The organism is Pseudomonas sp. FSL W5-0299 (genome assembly GCF_005930655.1).
Lineage (GTDB): Bacteria > Pseudomonadota > Gammaproteobacteria > Pseudomonadales > Pseudomonadaceae > Aquipseudomonas > Aquipseudomonas mandelii.
In genome coordinates this window covers 1-16,322 of record NZ_RXHX01000008.1, presented here as the reverse complement: position 1 = coordinate 16,322, position 16,322 = coordinate 1, and the positions used below count along the sequence as shown (strand labels likewise).

General features: G+C 60.3%; 12 protein-coding genes and 1 pseudogene. 10 read left to right on the top strand and 3 right to left on the bottom strand.

Translation table 11 applies throughout. The features are described from left to right. Positions 1-29: 29 nt before the first annotated feature. Positions 30-659, top strand: coding sequence for a bifunctional nicotinamidase/pyrazinamidase (gene pncA / locus FHL16_RS12555; protein WP_077748367.1), 630 nt, complete (start codon positions 30-32; stop codon positions 657-659). Positions 660-796: 137 nt separating this feature from the next. Here the strand turns inward: pncA and FHL16_RS12550 are convergent, their stop codons facing one another. From FHL16_RS12550 to FHL16_RS12540, 3 genes are all read right to left on the bottom strand, one after another. Next, positions 797-3,073, bottom strand: a complete 2,277-nt coding sequence (locus FHL16_RS12550; RefSeq protein WP_138739037.1) for a hypothetical protein — start codon at positions 3,071-3,073, stop codon at positions 797-799. A 158-nt stretch (positions 3,074-3,231) separates the two neighbouring features. Beyond that, positions 3,232-4,545: an ATP-binding protein gene (locus FHL16_RS12545; RefSeq protein ID WP_077748365.1), complete on the bottom strand. Its 1,314-nt coding sequence runs from the start codon at positions 4,543-4,545 to the stop codon at positions 3,232-3,234. Between the two features lie 4 nt (positions 4,546-4,549). Then, on the bottom strand, positions 4,550-5,251 hold the full coding sequence (locus FHL16_RS12540) for a response regulator transcription factor (RefSeq protein ID WP_010459989.1): 702 nt from the start codon (positions 5,249-5,251) through the stop codon (positions 4,550-4,552). Positions 5,252-5,545: 294 nt separating this feature from the next. Between FHL16_RS12540 and FHL16_RS12535 the strand changes: the two genes are divergently transcribed. From FHL16_RS12535 to FHL16_RS12495, 9 genes and pseudogenes are all read left to right on the top strand, one after another. Next, the gene (locus FHL16_RS12535) at positions 5,546-6,703 is read left to right on the top strand and encodes an efflux RND transporter periplasmic adaptor subunit (protein ID WP_077748364.1); all 1,158 of its coding nucleotides are present in this window, start codon (positions 5,546-5,548) and stop codon (positions 6,701-6,703) included. Positions 6,704-6,717: 14 nt separating this feature from the next. Then, positions 6,718-9,816, top strand: a complete 3,099-nt coding sequence (locus FHL16_RS12530) for an efflux RND transporter permease subunit (protein ID WP_077748363.1) — start codon at positions 6,718-6,720, stop codon at positions 9,814-9,816. 102 nt (positions 9,817-9,918) lie between these two features. Next, entirely contained in the window at positions 9,919-10,560 is a 642-nt protein-coding gene (locus FHL16_RS12525; RefSeq protein WP_010459983.1) for a DUF1345 domain-containing protein, read from the top strand. 76 nt (positions 10,561-10,636) lie between these two features. After that, a complete protein-coding gene (locus FHL16_RS12520) occupies positions 10,637-11,476 on the top strand; it encodes an AraC family transcriptional regulator (protein ID WP_077748362.1) in 840 nt (279 codons plus the stop codon). 52 nt (positions 11,477-11,528) lie between these two features. After that, entirely contained in the window at positions 11,529-12,137 is a 609-nt protein-coding gene (locus FHL16_RS12515) for a LysE family translocator (protein WP_077748361.1), read from the top strand. A gap of 132 nt (positions 12,138-12,269) precedes the next feature. After that, the gene (locus FHL16_RS12510) at positions 12,270-13,295 is read left to right on the top strand and encodes a LacI family DNA-binding transcriptional regulator (RefSeq protein ID WP_077748360.1); all 1,026 of its coding nucleotides are present in this window, start codon (positions 12,270-12,272) and stop codon (positions 13,293-13,295) included. Positions 13,296-13,449: 154 nt separating this feature from the next. Then, positions 13,450-14,232 (top strand): sugar phosphate isomerase/epimerase family protein, encoded by a 783-nt coding sequence (locus FHL16_RS12505; RefSeq protein WP_077748359.1) that lies wholly within the window; start codon positions 13,450-13,452, stop codon positions 14,230-14,232. Beyond that, entirely contained in the window at positions 14,225-15,262 is a 1,038-nt protein-coding gene (locus tag FHL16_RS12500) for a sugar kinase (protein ID WP_077748358.1), read from the top strand. Before FHL16_RS12505 ends, FHL16_RS12500 begins: the two co-directional genes overlap by 8 nt. Before the next feature lie 45 nt (positions 15,263-15,307). Further along, a pseudogene (locus FHL16_RS12495) lies at positions 15,308-16,234 on the top strand (MFS transporter); the annotation flags it as partial. Positions 16,235-16,322: the final 88 nt, after the last annotated feature.

Below are 16,322 nucleotides of genomic sequence, written 5' to 3'. Positions count from 1 at the left end.
GCGTCTGTTTTCCAAGGAGGAACCTCCCCATGCCAAACGTTTCTCGCACAGCCTTGCTGGTCATCGACGTACAGAACGACTTCATCCCCGGGGGGCAACTGCCGGTGCCCGAGGGAGACTTGATCGTGCCCTTGATCAACCGCCTGGGCGACCGGTTCAAACAGGTCATCATTACCCAGGACTGGCACCCGCCCGGCCACGCCTCGTTCGCGTCCAGCCATCCCGATCGCGAACCTTACGAGGTCATCGAGCTGCCTTACGGCCCGCAAACACTGTGGCCGGATCATTGTGTACGGGCGACGGCAGGGGCCGAGTTACACAAGGATCTCAACCTGCCCCACGCGCAACTGATCATCCGCAAGGGCTGCAACCCGGACATCGACAGTTACTCGGCATTTCTGGAAGCGGATCGCAAGACCACCACCGGCCTGGCCGGCTATTTGAAAGAACGCGGTATCGACACGCTCTATCTGGTCGGACTGGCGCTGGATTTCTGCGTGATGTTCTCGGCGCTGGATGCGCGGGCGGCGGGGTTCAATGTGTTCGTGGTGTTGGATGCGTGCCGGGCGATTGACCTGGACGGATCGTTAGCGGCTGCGATCGAGCGGATGCAGGTGGCTGGCGTTGATCTGGTTTCAGCGGATCAAGTGCCGGGTTAACCCCCGGCACCTGCCCACAAGGACTGCGTTCGAGTGCGCCACGATTCGAACGCAGTTTCGCAGGCTTGGCAGACGCTACCTGGAAATTGCAATCGCTCACTCACCGATAACCAAGTCTGTTCCGTTTCGGCCCCACACTAATCAGCCACTCTGAAATTATCGAGTGAGAACCAGTCCGGCGTAGGGCAGTGAAAATCCAGCCGAGCGATACCCGGTGCATCAAACGAAACATTCACCGGACCACCGTATGATGTCCCCAGTTTCTGTGTGCCCAGCAAGGCTCCAGCGGCGGTGTAATACGACACAGTGCTGTTGTCGTAATTGGAGCTGACGTGCCAGAAACTGATCCGTGAATAACTGTTCTTGAGTTTCAATTCCACGTTCACCGCCGCTGCGCCAAACGCTTCGCGACCGATGCTCAGCACCTGGTTTTCTACCTGTCCGGGAAACGATTCGCCAATTTCAGTGCGGGGGGTGACGGCAACCTCGCCTTCTCCCGACTTGAACGTGATCCGCATGCTGGACAGATCAATGACACCGCCGTGCCGCACCGTTTGGGTGGGCGCACCGTCAAAGTCCTCCAGAGGCTGAGCGGGCAGGTTCAATACTGTCAGTTCCTGCGTGGCAAACACCACGGCAGCGCTTTCATCGTCCTTGCCGTCGAACCCCACTTTCAACACCATTTGCAGCTGGCTTCCGGGCTTGAACTTCAGCAGCAGATCCCGTGGCACCGTGTTGTCCAGCCCGCCTATCTCAACATTCGTGACAGGTGCGCCCTGAGCGATAGGGATGACGTACTCGTTGCCATTTACATCAACACCGTGCAGGCGAAACCAACGCAATTGCCCAAGTCCTATCCCGGGCCATGGCGCGCATTGCGCCTGCACTGGGCCCGCAAACGAGCCGAGATCCAGCACCTTATTGCCGATGGCTTGAGGGATCGACGGCTTTGGCAGGCGCGGGTCCTTGTCATTTATTCGATTGATCGTCACATCCAGTGAATCGCTGGCTTGCGCCGCAGTATCGCGGAGCAACGCCCAGGACAGGCTCATGACCGCACCATGATTGGCCATCAACATCTGTGGCTTAAGCAGAAAGTTCGCCCGATGGTTTTTGTTGAAGGCCATGGCGGCGAACGTCGGCGAGCCGAGACCGGGTGTACCTTCGGCCAACAGTCGGGCCTGATCACCGGGAACATCGTCAAGAAATTCCACACGAGCGGTCACGCCATCAACAAAGTCCAGTGGGTCCAGTGGAGTGCCCGCCCCCACCAGCGTTGGCGGTTGCAGCAAGGAGACAGCCTTGCCTTTGACGTCGACCTTCAACGCAATGGAACGATCAAGCCTATTGCCCTGACTCATGCGGGTGTAACTGAACACGGCAGTCCCGCCCGCAATTCGGGCGAATCGATCGTATGGAACGGACAGCGAATACATGAAAGGGACATTCTTGATTGTTTCAATGAGCGTCAACACGTCTTCCGGTTCCGATCCGTCGGCGCTGCGGAAGCGGCAAGTGAAGTGGATTTCGTCGTCTTTCAACCAACCGCGCGGCACGTAAACCTGTGCCGTGGCCGGTTTGCCCGCGAGTTTTTCAAGCTCGATGGTATCGGGATCGTCTTCGGCATCGGCGGGGTCTTCACTGACGATCGGTGGGTCATACCACGTGCCCTTCAGGTTGACGTACAGATACAGACTGGCCGAGTACGGGCTGTTGACATCCGGCCCGTTACCTACGCGATCGATCACTGTGTAATTGATGCGAAAACGCGGATTATCGCCAGCCGCAACAAATGTCGCTTCGTCGACCGTCATCTCGAGCCAACCCTGATCGACTTCAGGCTGGGTCACCGTGTGGTTGAGCACAATGGAATTGCAATCGAGCCGAATCTGGTCAAACGTCCTCATCAACGGATAGGACAGCGTAACGATAACGCCTTCGCTCGCCCGCTCAGGGTCCACGCCTTGATCCAGCACTTCTGACTCGACTTCAATCGATAGCTCCGAATGACCTTCCTCGCCAGGAAACTGATCCACGAGGCCGGGGCGCTGCGCATGGAATAACACTCGCAACGGCGCCGAAGCGTCGATCTCGGTGCCTGCGCGATCAAGCAAGCAATCGAGCGTATTGAGCCCGTCCGTCCAGTGCCGGGTCTGCACGTAAACAGCCGCACGCTTGTCTTCTTCACCCGCAATCACGGGGAATGAGGCCACCGTTGCGCCGTTGAGCTGCAACTTGAAGGTGTCACCGGCTTGCGCGAGGGACGAAGGCTCGATGAACACTTTGACCCCTTCCGGATACAGGTAAGTCAACGCCAGTGGCAGCCCGGCGTCGACGCCGTCCGGCCCCGGAATCGGTTCTTTCATTCCCGGAATGAGGGGTTTGTCGAGGGTGAATGTGGTCATCGTATTCATGGGAAAGTCCCTGTAGGCCGGGCTGCGATGGCTGGATAGAAAAGAGCACGTCCTTTTTATTCAACACCGCCCGGCCGATGACCGCTACTGTCAGATCTGACAGGTACAGCACCTTAAAAACCTGAATGACTACCTTTAGTCTGAAAACGCGCCTGACCTTAAACCGAAGTGCTGGCCGGCGTCGGCAACCACAATTTGAATCGCGCTCCGCCCAGCGGCGATGCCTCAACGGTCAGCGTGCCACCCTGTGCTTCCAGCGCCCGGCGACTGATCGCGAGCCCCAGGCCAAATCCGCCCGTTGCCCGATCCCGGCTACGATCCAGCCGATAGAACGGTTCAAAGATCCGCTCGCGCTCATCGTCGGGAATGCCGATACCGTCGTCATCGACCCAGATTTCGCAGCCTTTCGGACAGACCTTTACGCCAATCTGAATGCGCTTTTCGCAATAGCGCATGGCATTGCGCAGCAGGTTCTGTATCGCGCGAGCCGTCAGTCGCGGGTCCAGCACGAAGCGTTCAAGTTGCCCATGCAGCAGCACGTCGATCACGATGTCCGGCGATTCCAGTTCTTCATCGACGCTGCCCAGAATGCTGTCGATGAACTCGTCCAGCGACACTTCAACCTGCTCCGGCAGACGCGCCGGGTTTTGCAGTCGGCTGTAGGACAACAGTTCCAGGACCAATTCATCCAGTTCCCGTATGTGCGCGACCAGCCCCAGCAACCGCTCGCGACTGGCGGCCGGCAAGTCGTCGGACAGCGCCAGGGCCAGGCCGAAGTCCAGGCGCGTCAGCGGTGTGCGCAGTTCGTGGGACACGGCGTTAAGCAAGTCGCGTTGCTGGTTGAGCAGGTTTTCGATATCGCCGGCCATGGTGTCGAAGACAGTGGCCAGGCTACCGATGTTGGAGTGCGAGGAGATCTGTGTGCGTTCGCCGAGGTGGCCCTTGCCGAAACGTTCGGCGGTGCCTTTGAGCCGTTCCAGATCGCGCCAGTGCGGACGCAGCCACAGCAACAGGCAGGCGAGCATGGTCGCGCCGATCAGGACGTTGATGCTCCAGTACAACAGGCTGACGTCCATCGGGTCCGGCGGTACGACCATTTCGACAACGGACTGCTCATTCAGCGGTGCCACGGCGAGCGTGCGCCAGCCCCAGTCGCCGATGCGCACGATGTTCTCGCCACGCTGCAAACGCTGGCGCTCCTGGAGGGTGAAGTCGGGATCGTCATGGCGGGTCAGAACGATGCGCAGCGGGGCAAACTCCTTGTCCATTTCAGTCGCCAACGCTGGCCATTGAGCTTCCGGCACGGCATGGAACTGTTTGACGATGAGGGTTTGCAGCCCGCGCGAATAATCGAGGTTGTAGGTGACGAACCGTTCATGGAAGAGCTTGATCACCAAGTCCGGCATCAGGTAGATCGCCGCGCTGTACGAGACGATCATCACCAGATAGAGGCGAAACAGGATCCTGAACATCGTCTCAGCATTCCCACTCGGAACGGCTGAACAGGTAGCCCTTGCCCCACACGGTCTTGATCTTGCGCGCCTCGCCCGCGTGGTCGTCGAACTTGCGCCGCAACTTGGAAATCGCCACGTCCACCGAGCGGTCGGTGCCGTTGAATTCGATGCCGCGCAGGCGTTGCAGGATCTGGTCGCGGCTCAGCACTTCGCCGGCATGCCGGGCCAGCACCACCAGCAGGTTGTATTCACCGCTGGACAGCTCCACCAGCTGATCGCGCCAAGTCACGGTGCGCTCGGACAAGTCGATGCACAAGTTGCCCATGAGGATGCGGTCGTTGGCGGTCTGCGGTTCGCTGAGGCTGCTGCGGCGCAACAGCGTGCGCACGCGGGCCAGCAAGACGCGGGGTTCGCAGGGCTTGGTGACGTAGTCGTCGGCGCCCATTTCCAGCCCCAGCACCTGGTCGTGGCTGTCGTCGCGAGCGGTGAGCATCAGGATCGGCAGCGTGGCCGAATCCGCCCGCAGCAAGCGGCAGACTTGCAGGCCATCGAGCCCGGGCAGCATCAGGTCGAGGATGACCAGGTCCGGCGGATTGACCCGCGCCCGCTCGCGCACGTGGTCGCCACGGCTGATCACACTGACGCTATAGCCATTGCGTTCCAGGTAGCTGGCAATCAGTTCGGAGAGCGCGGTGTCGTCTTCGACCAGGAGGATGTTGGGCATGGGTGTTTCCAGAAAGTGCAGTGGCGACCTTTGGGGCCTCTTCGCGGGCAAGCCTCGCTCCTACAGGGAAATGCGCATACTCGCTCCAACGAGGGAATGCGATTAACGGTAGGAGCGAGGCTTGCCCGCGAAGGCGGCCTGACAGGCGCAAAAAGTTTCAAGCGGCCAAGGATATACGCCCCCGCACGCCCGCGAGCAAAACCCTTACACAATTTCACACAGCACCAACAAAGCTTCACCGCTACTCTCCTCGCCTCCCCGTAGGATGCGGGCAGTCATTATTGGGGTAATTACATGTCAAAGAACCTGCTTGCCAAGCTCAGCCTGATGGCGCTGGCATTGACGCTGAGCGCTTGTGACAAGTCCTCGAACGCCGAAGAACAGGCGCCTCTGGCCACGGTGCGCGTCGAAACAATCGAAACCCGGCCCCTGTCGATCACCAGTGAACTGAGCGGGCGGATTGCCGCGCCACGGATTGCCGAAGTCCGCGCCCGGGTCGCCGGCGTCGTGTTGCAACGCACCTTTCGCGAAGGCAGCGACGTCAAAAAAGGCGATGTGCTGTTCCGTATCGACCCGGCACCCTTCAAGGCTGACCTCGACAGCGCCGAAGCGTCCTTGCGCAAGGCTGAAGCCAATGCGTTCCAGGCCAAATTGCAGGAACAGCGTTATGCCCAGTTGATCGAAGGCAACGCCATCAGCGGCCAGGATTACGACAACGCCCGGGCCAGTGCCCGGCAAACCGCTGCTGATGTCGCCGCCAACAAGGCCGCCGTGGACCGGGCGAAACTCAACCTCGGCTACGCCACCGTCACCGCACCGATTTCCGGGCGCATCGGCCGCGCGCTGGTGACCGAAGGTGCGCTGGTCGGGCAGAACGAAACCACGCCGCTGGCACTGATCCAGCAGCTGAACCCGATTCACGCCGACCTGACCCAATCGACCCGGGAACTCAACGACCTGCGCCGCGCCTTCCGTTCCGGGCAGTTGAAGGAAGTGGGCCAGGGCCAGGCCAAAGCCACGCTGATTCAGGATGACGGCAGCCTTTACCCGCTGCCGGGCAAGCTGCTATTCACCGACATCACTGTCGACCCGGGCACTGGCCAGATTATCGTGCGCAGCGAGTTCCCCAACCCGGACCTCGACTTGCTGCCGGGCAGCTTCGTGCGGGTGCGCCTCGAACAAGCCGTCAATCAGCAAGGCATCAGCGTACCGCAACGGTCCATTCAGCGTGACAGCGCCGGCATTGCCCAGGTGTTGGTGATCGACGCCGAGCAGCGCATCGGCCAGCAAACGGTAGAACTGGGCGCGGTACAGAACGATCGCTGGATCGTCACCGCCGGCCTTAACCCCGGCGACCGCATCGTCACCGAAGGCCTGCAACACGCCAAGCCCGGTGAAAAAGTCCAGATCGACAACACCCCTCTTCCACTTGCCCAGGTTTCTGGTCAGTAAGCAGGACGCTTTTTATGCCGCAGTTCTTTATCGATCGCCCGGTGTTCGCCTGGGTGGTTGCCCTGTTCATCCTGCTGGCCGGCGCCTTGGCCATTCCTCAGTTGCCGGTGGCGCAATACCCCGACGTCGCGCCGCCGCAGATCGAAATCTACGCCGTGTACCCCGGCGCTTCGGCGCAGACCATCGACGAGAGCGTAGTCAGCCTGATCGAGGAAGAGCTCAACGGCGCTGATCATCTGCTGTATTTCGAATCCCAGAGCAGCCTCGGCAGCGCCACCATCAAGGCCACTTTCCAGCCGGGCACCCACCCGGAAATGGCTCAGGTCGACGTGCAAAACCGGCTGAAAGTCGTGGAGTCGCGGCTGCCCCAAGCGGTCAATCAGCAAGGCTTGCAGGTGGAGAAAGTCTCCGCCGGTTTCCTGTTGTTGATCACCCTGACTTCCAGCGACGGCAAGCTCGACGATGTGGCGCTCAGTGATTACCTGGCGCGCAACGTGATGAACGAGATCAAGCGCCTGGACGGCGTCGGCAAAGCCCAGTTGTATGGCGCCGAACGGGCGATGCGCATCTGGATCGACCCGCAGAAGCTGATCGGTTTCAACCTGACCCCGGGCGACGTCAACGCCGCCATCGTCGCGCAGAACGCCCAGGTCTCGGCCGGCAGCATCGGCGATTTGCCGACGCGCACCACCCAGGAAATCACCGCGACCATTCTGGTAAAAGGCCAATTGTCGACGCCGGAAGAATTCGCCGACATCGTCCTCAAGGCCAATCCTGACGGTTCCACCGTGCGCATCAAGGACGTGGCGCGGGTCGAGATCGGCAGCCAGGAATATCAGTTCGGCACGCGCCTGAACGGCAAGCCTTCCACCGCCGTCAGCGTACAGTTGGCGCCGGGCGCCAATGCGCTGAGCACCGCGACCCTGGTGCGCGCGAAGATGGATGAACTGGCGCGCTACTTCCCGGCGAACGTGGAATACAAGATTCCTTACGACACCTCGCCGTTCGTCAAAGTCTCGATCACCAAAGTGGTTTACACCCTCGGCGAGGCGATGCTGCTGGTGTTTGCGGTGATGTTCCTGTTCCTGCAGAACATCCGCTACACGCTGATCCCGACGCTGGTGGTGCCGGTGGCGCTGATGGGCACGTTTGCGACCATGCTCGCGCTGGGCTTCTCGATCAACGTGCTGACCATGTTCGGCATGGTACTGGCCATCGGCATTCTGGTGGATGACGCCATCGTGGTGGTGGAAAACGTCGAGCGGATCATGGCCACCGAGGGCCTGTCGCCCAAAGAGGCGACGCGCAAGGCGATGAAGCAGATTACCGGGGCAATCATCGGCATCACCCTGGTGCTGGTGGCGGTGTTTATTCCGATGGCGTTCATGCAGGGCTCGGTCGGGGTGATTTACCGACAGTTCTCGCTGTCGATGGCCACCTCGATCCTGTTCTCCGCCTTCCTTGCGCTGACCCTGACCCCGGCGCTGTGCGCGACGCTGCTCAAGCCGATTGCCAAGGGTGAGCATCACGAAAAGAGCGGGTTCTTTGGTTGGTTCAACCGTGGTTTCGAGCGTCTGACCGAGCGTTATCAAGGTTGGGTGGCGTATGCACTGAAACGCACGGGCCGTTATCTGCTGATCTACGGCGTGCTGCTGATTGGTCTGGGCCTGTGTTTCAGTCGCCTGCCCTCCTCGTTTCTGCCGGTTGAGGATCAGGGTTACACCATCACCGACATTCAGCTACCACCGGGCGCGAGCAAAAACCGCACGGTCAAGGTCGTGGAACAAGTTGAAGCGCACAACGCCACTGAGCCGGGTGTCGGCGACAGCACAGTGATTCTCGGTTTCAGTTTTTCCGGCAGCGGACAAAACGCCGCGCTGGCATTTACCACGCTGAAGGATTGGTCGGATCGGGGCAGCGACGACTCGGCGAGTTCGATTGCCGACCGCGCCAACATTGCCCTGAGCCAGATAAAGGATGCGGTGGCCTTCTCGGTGCTGCCGCCGCCGGTTGACGGTCTCGGCACTTCCAGCGGCTTCGAGTTCCGCTTGCAGGACCGTGGCGGCCTCGGTCATGCCACGCTGATGAAAGCGCGGAGCGAATTGCTCGCCGCCGCCGAGAAAAGCCCGATCCTGATGAACGTGCGCGAAAGCGCGCTGGCCGAGGCGCCGCAAGTGCAGCTGGAAGTCGACCGCAAACAGGCCAACGCTTTGGGCGTGTCCTTTGCCGACATTGGCAACGTGCTCTCCACGGCGGTCGGTTCGGCCTACATCAACGACTTCCCCAATCAGGGGCGGATGCAACGGGTGGTGGTTCAGGCTGAAGGCGATCAACGCAGCCAGGTGGCCGATCTGCTGAAGATCCACGTGCGTAACGACGGCGGAAAAATGGTGCCGTTGTCGGCCTTCGTCCAGGCGAAATGGACCCAAGGCCCGGCGCAGTTGACCCGTTACAACGGCTACCCGGCGATCAGCATTTCCGGCGAGCCGGCGCCCGGCCACAGCACCGGCGAAGCCATGGCGGAAATCGAGCGGCTGGTTGCACTCGGCCCGGCCGGGTTGGGTCAGGAGTGGACCGGGTTGTCTTTGCAGGAACGTTTGTCCGGCAGTCAGGCACCGATTCTGCTCGGGCTGTCGCTGTTGATCGTGTTCCTCTGCCTGGCGGCGCTGTATGAAAGCTGGTCGATTCCGACATCGGTGCTGCTGGTAGTGCCGCTGGGTGTGCTCGGCGCCGTGCTGGCCGTGACCTTTCGCGGGATGCCCAACGACGTGTTCTTCAAGGTCGGACTGATCACCATCATTGGCCTGTCGGCGAAGAACGCGATCCTGATCATCGAATTCGCCAAGAGCCTGTACGACGAAGGGCATGACTTGGTCGACGCCACGCTGCAAGCCGCGCGCTTGCGGTTGCGGCCGATTGTGATGACGTCGCTGGCGTTCATTCTGGGTGTGGTGCCGTTGGCAATTGCTACCGGGGCCAGTTCGGCGAGTCAGCAAGCAATCGGCACCGGGGTGATCGGCGGGATGATCACAGCGACGCTGGCGGTGGTGTTTGTGCCGGTGTTTTTTGTGGTGGTGATGAAGCTGGTCCGCAAACGCCATAAAGACATCTAACCCACAACATATCCCCTGCGGGAGCGGGTTGTTTTCTCTGGTGTGGTCACAACAGACCACACTGGACTAAGGTGGTCGCATACCCTGGCCCATCGAGCACCCATGCCCTATCTCGCCCGCACCCACCCTCGCCTGTCTGCCGCAGCCACCCTTGGCCTCGCAGCAGGCATTCTGGCTCCAGTCGATTCGATCATCAGCAAAATCCTCATTGGCTGGAATGTCGGGGTCTGGACGTACTTGATCCTGATGCTCTGGCTCGCCGCCCGCGCCAAGGCGCCTGATGTAAGGCGTATTGCCGAGATCGAAGACGAAAACGCCGGGTTGGTGTTGTTTGTGGTGTGCATCGCGGCGATTGCCAGCCTCGCGACCATCACCTTCGAGCTGGCCGGCAGCAAAGACCTGGAAACCACCCGCAAGCTTCTGCATTACGGCTTCACCGCGCTGACGGTCATCGGCTCATGGCTGCTGATCGGGGTGATTTTCAGCGTGCATTACGCTCGCCTGTTCTACACCTGGGACGGCAAGGACCTGGCACTACGCTTCGCCGAAGGACTGGAAACTCCCAATTACTGGGACTTTCTGTACTTCTCTTTCACCATTGGCGTGGCGGTGCAGACTTCGGATGTGGGCGTGGCGACTCGGAGCATGCGCAAGATTGTGCTGGCGCAATCACTGATCGGTTTTTTGTTCAATACGGCGATTCTCGGTTTTTCGATCAACATCGCAGCCGGGTTATTTGGCTGAGCGCTGCACAAACGTTCTAGTCATTGTTCCCGGCGTCGGCGTTAAATACGTCGGTAAACGGTTTCGCAGGTGCAACATGACCACCCACAACTGGATCGACCTGACCCAAGACGCCGACACCGGCATCGAAACCCTGCGCGCGCATTTCAAGGGCCACGCTTACGATCCGCACTGGCATGACAGCTACCTGGTGGGCGTGACCGAGCAAGGCGTTCAGCAATTCAATTGCCGGCGCGCCAGGCATCAGAGCACGCCGGGCAAAGTGTTCTTGCTCGAACCGGGAGACATCCACGACGGAGAGGCGCCGACGGAGGATGGGTTCACCTACCGCATGTTGTACCTCGATCCACAGTGGCTGGAACGTGAGTTGAGCGCGCTGTTCGAAGACGCACCGCTTAATAGTCAATTGAGTTTCGCCACCACCCTGGCCAGTAATACAAGGCTGGCTCACGCCATCAGCCTCGCCTTTGAAGCCTTGCACGGGGCGGAATTGAGAATCGTGCGCCAGAGCGCTCTTGACGGGTTACTGGAGCGCCTCACCACTCACTTGCACTGGCGCACCCGTTATGCGGAAGACCCACGCCTGCCCCGGGTGGCGCAGAAGGCCCGGGAGTACCTGCATGCCAACGCCCGTTACGACATCGGTCTCGATCAATTAGCTGCGGCAACTGGCGTAGATCGATTCCGTTTGACCCGCGCGTTCAAGGCCGCTTATGGCATCGCACCCCATGCTTACCTCGTGCAATTACGCCTGGCCACCGCGCGTCGCCTGCTGGCCCGCGGAGAACTACCGGCCACAATCGCCATGGAATTGGGGTTTTCCGATCAAAGTCATCTGGGCCGCTGGTTTGTAAGAGCCTATGGCCTGACACCCGCGCTGTACCGCAAGCGCTGCTCAAATCTTCCAGACAGGTGATACGCCGATTGTGAAGATCGTCATCATCGATCTTCACCGGAGTTTGCCCGCGATGCTGCCCTCTTTCCCGACGTTCCTGCCTTTCCTGCTGTTTGCTTTCGTGGCGTCGATCACGCCCGGACCCACCAACATTCTGGTGCTGAGTAACAGCGCCCGATATGGACTTTCTGCCGCACTGCCGATCATTTTCGGTGCCTGTGCCAGCGCCGCCACCCTTGTTTTGGTGGTGGGTACCGGAGCTGGTTCGTCGCTGAGCGCGTTGCCCGCCGTGCAAACCGCCATGCAATGGATCGGAGTGATGTGGCTGAGTTACCTCGCGTGGCAGATTTTCAGCGCCCCGGCGCAATCCGTTGCCGCGCAGGAAACCAAGGCGCGACTTGGAGCGGTGGGCGCCGCCAGCTTGCAATTGATTAACCCGAAAACATGGATGATGGCCCTCGCCGTCGTCAGCGTCTTTGCCGGAACGGGTGAACATCGGCTGGTACAGGTGGTGTATCTGTCGCTGGCATTTTTCCTGATTTCCCTGCCTTGCCTCGGCGTATGGGCACTGCTCGGCGCAGGCTCCATGCGTTGGTTACGCTCGCCGCAGGCGATGCAACGTTTCAACCGTGGCATGGCGGTGTTGCTGCTGGTATCGGCCTGGCTGAGTGTCTGGTTGTGACCTCCATCCGTCGGCGTTTATAGGCTCATCGTTCATTCGCTACTTGACGGGGGATTCGTTTCTGGTGTCTTCTGAAACCGGTTTCAGTGCTTGGCACTTAACCTGATAAATCCAATAAGAAGGTTTCAGACCGTGAACGATTTCTCCGCCGCCCAGCGCAGCCGCGTCACCATGCTTGACGTCGCCGAACACGCCGGCGTCTCCAAGGCCAGCGTCTCGCGCTTCATCGGCGATGATCGCGCTCTGCTCTCCGATGCCATTGCCTTGCGCATCGAGCAGGCAATTGCCCAACTCGGCTATCGCCCCAACCAGATGGCCCGCGGCCTGAAACGCGGCCGCACTCGCCTGATCGGCATGCTGGTGGCCGACATCCGTAACCCTTATTCGATTGCCGTGATGCACGGGGTGGAAACCGCCTGCCGTCAGCACGGCTACAGCCTGGTGGTGTGCAACACCGATCGCGATGACGAGCAGGAGCGCCAGCACCTCGCGTTGCTGCGCTCGTACAACATCGAAGGCTTGATCGTGAATACCCTGGGCCACCACCGCGATGAGTTGCGCGAGCTGCATCGGGAGATGCCGATGGTGCTGGTGGATCGCAAGGTTGAGCAGCTTGAAAGTGATCTGGTCGGTCTGGACAACCCGGCCGCAGTGGAAATGGCCATCGCCCACTTGCAGGAACGCGGCTATCGCGACGTGCTGATGGTGACCGAACCGTTTGACGGCACCAGCTCGCGGATTGAGCGGGTCAGCAGTTTCAAGGCGCAGATCGGGCAACGTCCGGCGCTGACCGGCGCGGTGGTCGAAACGGGGAGCGAGCTGATTGCGCAACTGAAAACCTTCCTGGAAACCCCCGGCCCTGGTCACAAAGCGTTGTTCTGTGCCAATGGCATTGCGGCGTTGGCCGCAACCCATGCCTTGCGCGAGTTGCAGTGCAATCTGTTCGAGGATGTCGGGTTGATTGCTTTGGATGATCTGGATTGGTATCCGCTGGTGGGCAGCGGGATTACGGCGCTGGCCCAGCCGACGGCGGAGATTGGCGCGAGCGCGTTTGAGTGTTTGCTCAAGCGGTTGCGTGGGGATGACGGACCGGTGCGGACGATGGATTTTTCGGCGCGGTTGATTGTGCGTGGGTCGACCCTTGGGAATCTTCAGTGAATGTGATGGCCCTATCGCGAGCAGGCTCGCTCCCACATTGGAATGCGTATGCCTGTGGGAGTGAGCCTGCTCGCGATGAGGCCCGAAAGAACCCCACATTACTTAAGCCATTTTTTTTGAACAAAAATGAAACCGGTTTCAGAGGTGCAAAACAATGAATAAACCGCCCGTTTCCATCAGCCTGTCGAGCTACGGCGCCGATCTGGTCCGCCAACGCGGCCAAGGCAGTTTTATCGAGGTATTGGCGGCCGCCGGTGCCACGCGCATTGAATGGCGCGAAGAATTGCTGACCCATGAAAACCCGGTGCAACTGGCCGACGCCACTCGCTCACATGGCCTGGAAAGCATCTATTCCTCACCGATGGAACTGTGGCTGGCCGGCCAGTCGAAACCCAACCCTGAACTGCTTTGCACCCTCCAGCGCGCTGAAACGTTCGGCGCCAAATGGCTGAAAGTTTCCTTGGGCTACTTCACCGACAACAACGATCTGCACACCTTGAGCCGGATCCTCGCGCGAAGCCCGGTGCAGCTGCTGGTGGAAAACGACCAGACCTTGCACGGCGGGCGTATCGAGCCGTTCCAACGCTTCTTCGGCGAAGTCGAGCAACACCGACTGCCGATCAAAATGACCTTCGACATCGGCAACTGGCAATGGCAGGACCAGTCCGCCGTCAATGCCGCTCGGCTGCTCGGTCGGCATGTCGGTTACGTGCATTGCAAAGCCGTTGCGCGCCGGGCTGACGGCAAACTGGTCGCCATCCCACCGGCTGCCAGCGATGTGCACCTGTGGGAACAACTGCTGCGGCACATGGCCCAAGGCGTCATGCGCGCGGCGGAATATCCGCTGCAAGGCGATGACCTGGTGCAGTTGACCACCGACCACGTCGCCACCCTCGCCCGCCTCGGCCAATCCCGTCTGGAAAGTGCCCATGTCTGAGTTCGATATTCTCTCGTTCGGCGAAACCATGGCCATGTTCGTCGCCGATCAGAACGGTGATCTGGCGGCCGTCAGCCAATTCCACAAGCGCATTGCCGGGGCGGACAGCAACGTCGCGATCGGCCTGTCGCGGCTGGGGTTCAACGTGGCGTGGCTGAGCCGGGTCGGTGCCGATTCGTTGGGACGGTTTGTCGTCGATACGTTGGAAAAGGAAGGCCTGGATTGCAGCCATGTCGCCATCGACCCGGCACACCCGACCGGGTTTCAGCTCAAGTCTCGTACCGACGATGGCAGTGATCCGGCGGTCGAGTATTTCCGTCGCGGCTCGGCGGCGAGTCATTTGTCGGTGCAATCGATCTCCCCGCCGTTGCTCAACGCGCGACATCTGCACGCTACCGGCATTCCTCCGGCGCTGTCTGCGTCGGCCCGGGAAATGTCGTTCGAATTGATGACCCGCATGCGCACTGCCGGGCGCAGCGTGTCCTTCGACCCGAACCTGCGCCCAAGTCTGTGGGCCAGCGAGCAACTGATGATCAGCGAGATCAACCGCCTCGCCGCCCTCGCCCACTGGGTGCTGCCGGGGTTGAGTGAAGGACGTTTACTGACCGGGTATGAAGACCCGGAGGACATTGCGGCGTTTTATCTCGATCAGGGTGCAGAAGCGGTGGCAATCAAGCTCGGGCCCCATGGCGCGTATTACCGCACGCAGCAAGATCAGGGGTTTGTCGCGGGTGTGCCGGTGGCAACGGTGGTCGATACCGTCGGCGCCGGTGATGGCTTTGCCGTCGGCATGATCAGCGCCTTGCTCGAAAACCACAGCTTCGCCGATGCCGTGCAGCGGGCCAACTGGATTGGCAGCCGTGCGGTGCAGAGTCGCGGGGATATGGAGGGGTTGCCGACCCGACTTGAGATGTCCGTCGAATTTGAGACCGCTGTTCGCGGGCAAGCTTCGCGCCTACAGGACAGCGGCGCTCTTGTAGGAGCGAGGCTTGCCCGCGAAGAGCCCCGCACAGCCACTGAAGATTTCTGACCCGTTACCTGCTGCGACAAAAACAACAAGCTCAGGAGCACCACTATGAAAACCGCCTCACTCGCCACCCGCCGTTGGTGGTACATCATGCCCATCGTCTTCATCACCTACAGCCTGGCGTATCTGGACCGCGCCAATTACGGCTTCGCTGCCGCCTCCGGGATGGCCGCCGACCTGATGATCACGCCCGGCCTGTCTTCAATGCTCGGCGCGCTGTTTTTCCTCGGTTACTTTTTCTTCCAGATACCGGGCGCGATCTATGCGCAGAAACACAGCGTGAAGAAGCTGATTTTCGTCAGCCTGATCCTCTGGGGCGGGCTCGCGACATTGACCGGGGTCGTCTCCAACGCCTATTGGCTGATCGTGATCCGTTTCATGCTCGGTGTGGTCGAGGCCGCGGTGATGCCAGCGATGCTGGTGTACTTGTGCCACTGGTTCACCCGCGCCGAACGCTCCCGGGCCAATACTTTCCTGATCCTCGGCAACCCGGTGACCATGCTGTGGATGTCAGTGGTGTCAGGTTATCTGGTGCAGCATTACAGCTGGCGCTGGATGTTCATCATTGAAGGTTTGCCGGCGGTATTCTGGGCGTTTATCTGGTGGCGTCTGGCCGATGACCGTCCGGCCCAGGCCAAATGGCTGACCGACCAGGAGAAGCACGACCTGGAAAGCGCCCTCGCCGCCGAACAGGTCGGCATCAAAGCAGTGAAGAACTACGCCGAAGCCTTCCGTTCGCCGAAAGTGATCATCCTTGCGCTGCAGTTTTTCTGCTGGAGCATTGGTGTCTACGGTTTCGTGTTGTGGCTGCCGTCGATCCTCAAGGCCGGCGCGCAGATGGACATGATCGAAGCCGGCTGGCTCTCGGCGCTGCCGTACCTGGCCGCGGTGATCGCCATGCTGCTGGTGTCCTGGGGCTCGGACAAATTGCAGAAGCGCAAACGCTTCGTCTGGCCGCCGCTGCTGATCGCCTCAAATAATTCTGGACCCAAGCTAACAGTTAGTCGTGATTTTATCCATACAATTCAATAGCTTAATTCTTCTAACTATTTTGCATTCATTT

What these genes read in the sequence shown, in the direction of transcription:
- pncA (WP_077748367.1), top strand. Translation starts at nt 30, where the DNA reads ATGCCAAACGTTTCTCGCACAGCCTTGCTGGTCATCGACGTACAGAAC.
- FHL16_RS12550 (WP_138739037.1), bottom strand. Translation starts at nt 3,073, where the DNA reads ATGAATACGATGACCACATTCACCCTCGACAAACCCCTCATTCCGGGA.
- FHL16_RS12545 (WP_077748365.1), bottom strand. Translation starts at nt 4,545, where the DNA reads ATGTTCAGGATCCTGTTTCGCCTCTATCTGGTGATGATCGTCTCGTAC.
- FHL16_RS12540 (WP_010459989.1), bottom strand. Translation starts at nt 5,251, where the DNA reads ATGCCCAACATCCTCCTGGTCGAAGACGACACCGCGCTCTCCGAACTG.
- FHL16_RS12535 (WP_077748364.1), top strand. Translation starts at nt 5,546, where the DNA reads ATGTCAAAGAACCTGCTTGCCAAGCTCAGCCTGATGGCGCTGGCATTG.
- FHL16_RS12530 (WP_077748363.1), top strand. Translation starts at nt 6,718, where the DNA reads ATGCCGCAGTTCTTTATCGATCGCCCGGTGTTCGCCTGGGTGGTTGCC.
- FHL16_RS12525 (WP_010459983.1), top strand. Translation starts at nt 9,919, where the DNA reads ATGCCCTATCTCGCCCGCACCCACCCTCGCCTGTCTGCCGCAGCCACC.
- FHL16_RS12520 (WP_077748362.1), top strand. Translation starts at nt 10,637, where the DNA reads ATGACCACCCACAACTGGATCGACCTGACCCAAGACGCCGACACCGGC.
- FHL16_RS12515 (WP_077748361.1), top strand. Translation starts at nt 11,529, where the DNA reads ATGCTGCCCTCTTTCCCGACGTTCCTGCCTTTCCTGCTGTTTGCTTTC.
- FHL16_RS12505 (WP_077748359.1), top strand. Translation starts at nt 13,450, where the DNA reads ATGAATAAACCGCCCGTTTCCATCAGCCTGTCGAGCTACGGCGCCGAT.
- FHL16_RS12500 (WP_077748358.1), top strand. Translation starts at nt 14,225, where the DNA reads ATGTCTGAGTTCGATATTCTCTCGTTCGGCGAAACCATGGCCATGTTC.